General features: G+C 69.8%; 5 protein-coding genes. 4 read left to right on the forward strand and 1 reads right to left on the reverse strand.

The window, feature by feature from the left end; translation table 11 throughout:
- Positions 1-92: 92 nt before the first annotated feature.
- Positions 93-815 carry a CBS domain-containing protein gene (locus VS93_RS25750; protein ID WP_046472443.1) on the reverse strand — a complete coding sequence of 241 codons (723 nt, stop codon included), beginning with the start codon at positions 813-815 and terminating at the stop codon, positions 93-95.
- A gap of 277 nt (positions 816-1,092) precedes the next feature.
- On the opposite strand from VS93_RS25750, the gene VS93_RS25755 reads away from it, so the two are divergent.
- From VS93_RS25755 to VS93_RS25770, 4 genes are all read left to right on the forward strand, one after another.
- A complete protein-coding gene (locus tag VS93_RS25755; protein WP_236700743.1) occupies positions 1,093-1,884 on the forward strand; it encodes a universal stress protein in 792 nt (263 codons plus the stop codon).
- A 510-nt stretch (positions 1,885-2,394) separates the two neighbouring features.
- Positions 2,395-3,171, forward strand: coding sequence for a thioesterase family protein (locus tag VS93_RS25760; RefSeq protein WP_046472444.1), 777 nt, complete (start codon positions 2,395-2,397; stop codon positions 3,169-3,171).
- A gap of 489 nt (positions 3,172-3,660) precedes the next feature.
- Complete coding sequence (locus tag VS93_RS25765) at positions 3,661-4,941, forward strand: ABC transporter substrate-binding protein (protein ID WP_046472445.1); 1,281 nt, start codon at positions 3,661-3,663, stop codon at positions 4,939-4,941.
- A gap of 94 nt (positions 4,942-5,035) precedes the next feature.
- Positions 5,036-5,929, forward strand: coding sequence for a carbohydrate ABC transporter permease (locus VS93_RS25770; protein WP_082127208.1), 894 nt, complete (start codon positions 5,036-5,038; stop codon positions 5,927-5,929).
- The last annotated feature ends 59 nt before the right edge of the window (positions 5,930-5,988 follow it).

The following is a 5,988-nucleotide window of genomic DNA, read 5'->3' on the forward strand; positions in this document are numbered from 1 at the left end:
CCAACGGGCGGCCGGTGGGGAGTGTCCCGGACGGTCAGGTGTATCGGCGACAGGCGCCATCAGCGGTAGGGACGCTGCCGGGGAGCGCCCGTTCACAGGCCCCGCACCTGGGTATACGGAGGGCCGCCGTCATCGACATGCCAGGTGAGGCCGCTGACGACGGAAACCACCCCTTCGACCTGGCCGATGTGCTGGAGCAGGCCGTAGGCGTCGCTGCGCCGGTCGACGGCACCCGAGAGTGTGACCACGCCGTCCTCGACGTTCACCGTCGCCTTCTCGACACTGAACGGCAGCATGGCGGAGGCGAGCTCGGTCCGGACATCCCGGGAGATCTCCTCATCACTGCGCAGGAAGGTCCTGAGTACGTCACGCCGGCTGACGATGCCCACGAGTAGCCCGTCGCCGTCCACGACCGGAAGCTGCTCCACGCCGTGGCGCTCCATGCTCCGCGCGGCCTCGATGGCCGACGTCGCGGGGGACGCGGTGACCGCCGGGGCGGCCATCAGTTCGCCGGCCCGTGTCGCCAGAGCCTTGTCCGAGGTCCTGGCCGCCGACAGGCCGGTTCCGCTGAGCCGGGCGCGCATCCGGGCGCGCAGCGGCGACCGGTAGTGATCGGAGGCGTCGGTGTGCTTGAACTCCTCTTTGTGCAGCAGGTCCTCCTCCGTCACGACGCCGACCACCCGGCCGCCGTCGTCGGTCACCGGTAGCGCGCTCACGTTCCGCGCCAGTAGGACCTTGATGATCTCTCTGTACTCGGCTCCCATCCCCACGGAGAACACCTGGGTAGTCATGATGTCGCGGACGGCGCTGCGCATGATGCCCTCCTTGCCGGGTTCCCTCGTGTCCCAGTCTTCGCGCGGACGCCGTTCCGCTGCCAGTGACCTCCGGCCCGGCGGGGGCGGACCTTCGTACCGGTCCGAGCCGCCGCCACCGGGGCGGCAAGGGACTTTGGGCGGGGAGGTCCGGGACTTCGGGGCGATGCCGCCGCGGGAGAATCCGGTGAGAATCAATGGCACAACGACAAGGTCGGGAGTGTGCGATGCAGCGATCGGTACTGGTGGGGGTGGACGGGTCCGAATCAGGCTTCGAGCCGTGGGATGGGCCGCCGGCGAGGCGGACCGCCGCGGCCACCGACTGGTCCTGGCGAACGCGATGGCGATACCCGCTGGTGTGGTGGACCTCGGCTGGCCCGAGCAGGCGGTCAGGAGGGACGCCTCGGTCGCCCTGGAACAGGCGGAACAGCGGGCGCGCTCGGTGGTGCCCGAACTCGACGTCACCTCCACCGCGCTCGACGACCCGCCCGCTGCCGCTCTCGTTCAACTGGCCGAGGACGCGGATGCCGCCATGGTGGTGGTGGGGCTGCGCGGGCGGGGCGGTTTTCCCGGGATGAAGGTCGGATCCATCGCCTACCACGTGGCGGCGCATTCCCCGGTCCCCGTCGTGGTCGTGGGCCCCGAGCTCGCCGCGGACGCGAATCCGGAGGTCGTGGTCGGGGTGGACGGTTCCACGTACGCCGACGACGCGCTGGCCGCCGCCTTTGAGGAGGCCGCGCTGGGCGGCTCCCGGGTGCGGGCGGTTTCGGCGTGGCCGCCGCCTCCCCTGCGGGAACCGGCGCTCATCCCCTATGCCGATGCCATCCGCAAGGAGATGGAGACCGACCTGGCGCAGGCGCTGCGGCCGTGGCGGGCGAAGTATCCCGATGTGGCTGTCGCCTCCGAGGTCGTGGAGTCCCAGCCCGTTCTCGCACTGACTCGGGCGGCTGCGCAGGCGCGGCTGATCGTGGTCGGCGCGCGCGGTCTTCGGGGGCTGCCCCGGCTGGCGCTCGGCGGGGTCGCTCACGGTCTGCTGCACCACGCCCCGTGCCCGGTCATGGTCGTCCACTGATCCGGGGCCGGCGGCGCGCGGCGGGGTCAGCCGAGGGCGTTGAGGATGAACAGCAGCAGCGCCGTCAACGCCGCCGAGACCACGAGGGACAGGAAACAGCCGAGCCGGTTGCTGAAGAAGACGAACATGGTGCTCCCCGAGAACGCTGGCACTCGTCCGCTGCCCGTTTCCTTCGAGCCTCAACCACGGTCCGGAGCAGGATGCCCGGTACCCGACTCGATCGGTGGGCACGCCCCGAATGCGCGATGATCGTTCGGGTAGATCGCGTGGCAGTGAGCAACGAAGCGGGTGTTGATCCCGCCTTGGCGACCTCCTGCTCATCGCCATCCTCGGCTCGATGAACGGTATCCGGCCTGGGAGGGCAGCACCGGTCCGCGGGAGGGCGTTCGGGGCCGGCCGGATCGGAGGAGCCGACCGGCGAATGGCGCGAGCACGGCCAGGGCGGATCCGCCCTTTCGGAGGAGGGCCAGTAATCTCGCAGGGGCAGTCGACCGGCAAGGGACGCAAGTGATGGCGGACGCCTTTTACCACCCCCTCGGCGAGGGACGGTTCACCTCCAGCGGGCACACCGCGGGGCCGTGGTCCCCGGACAACCAGCACTTGGGCCCGCCATCGGCGTTGCTGACCAGGGAACTGCAACACTGCGACAGTGCGCGGGACATGCTGCTGTCCAGGATCACCGTGGAGGTCCTCGGCCCGGTCCCCATCGCCGAACTGCGGGTTCGCGCGTGGGTGGAGCGGCCCGGAAAGTCGGTGGAAATGCTCACCGCGACGCTGGAGACCGAGGAGCGCACCGTCGCCAGAGCGAGTGCCTGGCGCATCGCGCGCAGCGATTCGTCCAGTCAGGTCGCCGGATCCGCTCCAGCGCTGGCCCCGGTCGACCGCGGTGTCGAGTTCGTCCGGCCGGAAGGGTGGTCGCCGGGCTACATCGACGCGATTGAGTGGCGCGGCCTGCGGGGGGCACTCGGCGACCCCGGGCCCGCGACCGTGTGGGCGCGGCAGCGCATCCCGCTCGTGGCCGGCGAGCGGCCGACACCGCTGCAGCGGCTGATGACCGTCGCCGACTCCGCCAGCGGGGTCTCCAACCGGCTCGACCCCACCCGGTGGCTGTTCATCAACACCGAGCTCACCGTGCACATCCAGCGCGAGCCCGCCGGCGAGTGGATCGGCCTGGACGCCAACACCGTGATCGGGCCCGAGGGGGTGGGCACGGCGGTGTCCGTGCTGCACGATGAACACGGGCAGGTGGGCAACACCGCCCAGGCGCTGCTGGTGCGCCGGCGCTGAGCCGGCCACCTCCACGCGACGGAGCCGCCGGGGCGTGTACGCGGCCTCGTACCGGGTGGCCGGGCGCCGGCGCCGCGGGGTACCGGTCGGCTCCCCTCCGCCTTGCGGCGAGCGGCGATCGAGTGTGTTTGAATCTGTTTGATCCGGTTTCCTGGGGTATCGGATCCGCTCCCCGCGGGGAGTCGGGCGCTGGGATGTCGCGGGCCACTGCGCGGAATGCCGCTGATGCCCACCCAACGATCCGATGTTTCACCTGTGTTCTCGCCCGTGGGGGACTTCGCGCGGTGTCGCCTTCCCTTCACTGCCGGAGATGGGCGCGGCGGGGTGCCCCGGAACCGACCGCAGGTCCCCCACCTGCGAGTTCGACGGAAATCGCGGTCGACTTCGGCGGTAAACGTTGACGAACTATGGACAATCCGCAGAGGATATGGGATTTCTGGGTGGTTGCGTTCATATGTGTTTGAACAGTCGTCGGCGAGGGAGCCCGCAATGCGAGAGAACAGTCCTGCCAGGCGAGCACGATGGAAACCAGCCAGTGCGGCAGCACTCGCGAGCCTCCTGGCCGCCGCCACCGGCTGCGGCGGCGGCGCCGGCGGCAACGAGGTCGAGGTCTTCTCCTGGTGGACCGGCGGTGGCGAGGCCGCCGGGCTGGACGCGCTGATCGAGGAGTTCGAGAGCAAGCACGACATCAGTTTCGTCAACGCCGCGGTGGCGGGCGGATCCGGGACCAACGCCCAGGCGGTCCTCGAAGGGCGCCTGCAGAGCCAGGACCCGCCGGACTCGTTCCAGGGGCACGCCGGCGCCGAGCTCCGCGACTACATCGAGGCCGGATACCTCGAACCCCTCGACGACTTCTACGCCGAACAGGGACTGAACGAAGCCTTCCCGGACGAGCTGATCGAGCAGGCCAGCTACGAGGGCAGCGTCTACTCGGTACCGCTGAACATCCACCGCTCCAACGTCCTCTGGTACAACCCCCAGGTGCTGGAGGACGCCGGACTGGACCCGGAGGCGCCGCCGGAGACGGTCGGGGACTTCGTCGACGCGCTGGAACAGGTGGCGGAGGAGACCGATGCCATCCCGCTCTCGGTGGGAGCGCAGTGGACCGTTGATCACCTGCTGGAGAACGTGCTGCTCGGCGAGCTCGGAGCCGACGCCTACAACGAGCTGTGGGAGCCGGGAGCGGACTGGAACACCCCTGAGGTGAGCGAGGCGCTGCAGCGGTTCGACAGCATCATGGAGCACACCCAGGAGGAGTCGGGCTCCGAGGACTGGCAGGAGCCGGCGCAGCGCGTGGTCGACGGCGAGGCCGCGTTCAACATCATGGGCGACTGGGCGGCCGGCTTCTTCGACGAGTTGGAGATGACGGCCGGCGAGGACTACGACTGGGCGCCCGCGCCCGGCACCGGCGGCACCTACATGTGGCTCTCGGACAGCTTTACCCTCCCGGTCGGCGCGCCCAACGAGGAGGCGGCGCTCAGCTGGCTGGAGCTCGTCGGCAGCCAGGAGGGCCAGGACATCTTCAATCCGCTCAAGGGCTCCATTCCCGCCCGGACGGATGTCGACGCCGGCGCCTACGCGGACAACGAGTACCTGACCTGGGCGCTCGGCGAGTGGGAGCAATCCGACCTGGCGGGCTCCTTCTGGCACGGCGTCACGGTCGACAACCGGTGGAAGAACGAGATCGACACCGCGGTCGGCCTGTACCTGCAGGAGGACGACCTGGACGAGTTGCAGGAGCAGCTCGACGCCGCGGCCCAGAGCGAGTGACCCTGTTCCGCCTCCACCACCGGGACTCACCGGGCACCGCCCGGCGGGTCCCGCCCCCAGCCGGCGGGACTACGTCACGCGGAAGGGAGCGGGCGTGAAGCGTGCGCGCACGTGGCTGCCGGGACTGCTGCTGGTGTCACCGTCCATCCTGCTCATCGGCGTGTTCGTCTACGGGATGATCGGGTGGAACCTGCGGCTGGCGCTGAGCGATCAGCACCGGCCGATCCAGGACGCCGACTTCGTCGGGCTCGTCAATTTCATCGAGCTGTGGGACGAGGCCCGGTGGCCGGGGGCGGTCCGCAACGCCGTCATCTTCACCGTGGTCTTCGTCGGCGGCGCCCTGTTCATGGGCTGGCTGCTGGGCCTGCTGCTGGACAAAGGGATCAAAGGCGAGGCCACGCTGCGGACGATCTACCTGGCGCCGATGGCGGTCTCGTTCATCGCCACCGGTGTGGTGTGGCGCTGGCTGATGAACCCGGCCCCGGCCGACCGCGCGACGGGCCTCAACGCGCTGTTCGTCGAGCTGAACCTGGACTTCCTGGTCAACAACTGGTGGACGAATCCCGAATTCGGCATGGCCGCCATGGCGCTGCCGGCGATCTGGCAGCTCTCCGGCTACATCATGGCGCTCTTCCTCGCCGGGTTCCGCGGCGTGTCCGAAGACCTGCGCGAGGCCGCCCGCGTCGACGGCTGCTCGGAGTGGCGGGTCTACCTCTATATCGTCATGCCGCAGTTGCGGCCGGTCACGCTGTCGGTGGTGATCATCCTCGGGCACATGTCGCTGAAGGTGTTCGACCTCATCATCGCGATCGCCGGCCAGCAGATCATCGCCGACGTGCCCGCTGTCTACATGTGGCAGATGGTCTTCGAGGTACGCGATCCCGCCGTGGGCGCGACGATCGCCTCCTACATGCTGATCGCGGTCGCGGCCTTCGTCGTCCCGTACCTCATCTGGAGCATTCGCAAGGAACGGAGCGAGGGGCGGTAATGGCACCCACGACCAGGAGTCCGGCCCCGCGGTCGCGGCGCGGCGACCGGGGCGCCGCG

Source organism: Allosalinactinospora lopnorensis (assembly GCF_000981225.1).
Classification (GTDB): domain Bacteria; phylum Actinomycetota; class Actinomycetes; order Streptosporangiales; family Streptosporangiaceae; genus Allosalinactinospora; species Allosalinactinospora lopnorensis.

Coding starts and splice junctions, on each gene's coding strand:
- VS93_RS25750 (WP_046472443.1), bottom strand. CDS start 815: ATGCGCAGCGCCGTCCGCGACATCATGACTACCCAGGTGTTCTCCGTG.
- VS93_RS25760 (WP_046472444.1), top strand. CDS start 2,395: ATGGCGGACGCCTTTTACCACCCCCTCGGCGAGGGACGGTTCACCTCC.
- VS93_RS25765 (WP_046472445.1), top strand. CDS start 3,661: ATGCGAGAGAACAGTCCTGCCAGGCGAGCACGATGGAAACCAGCCAGT.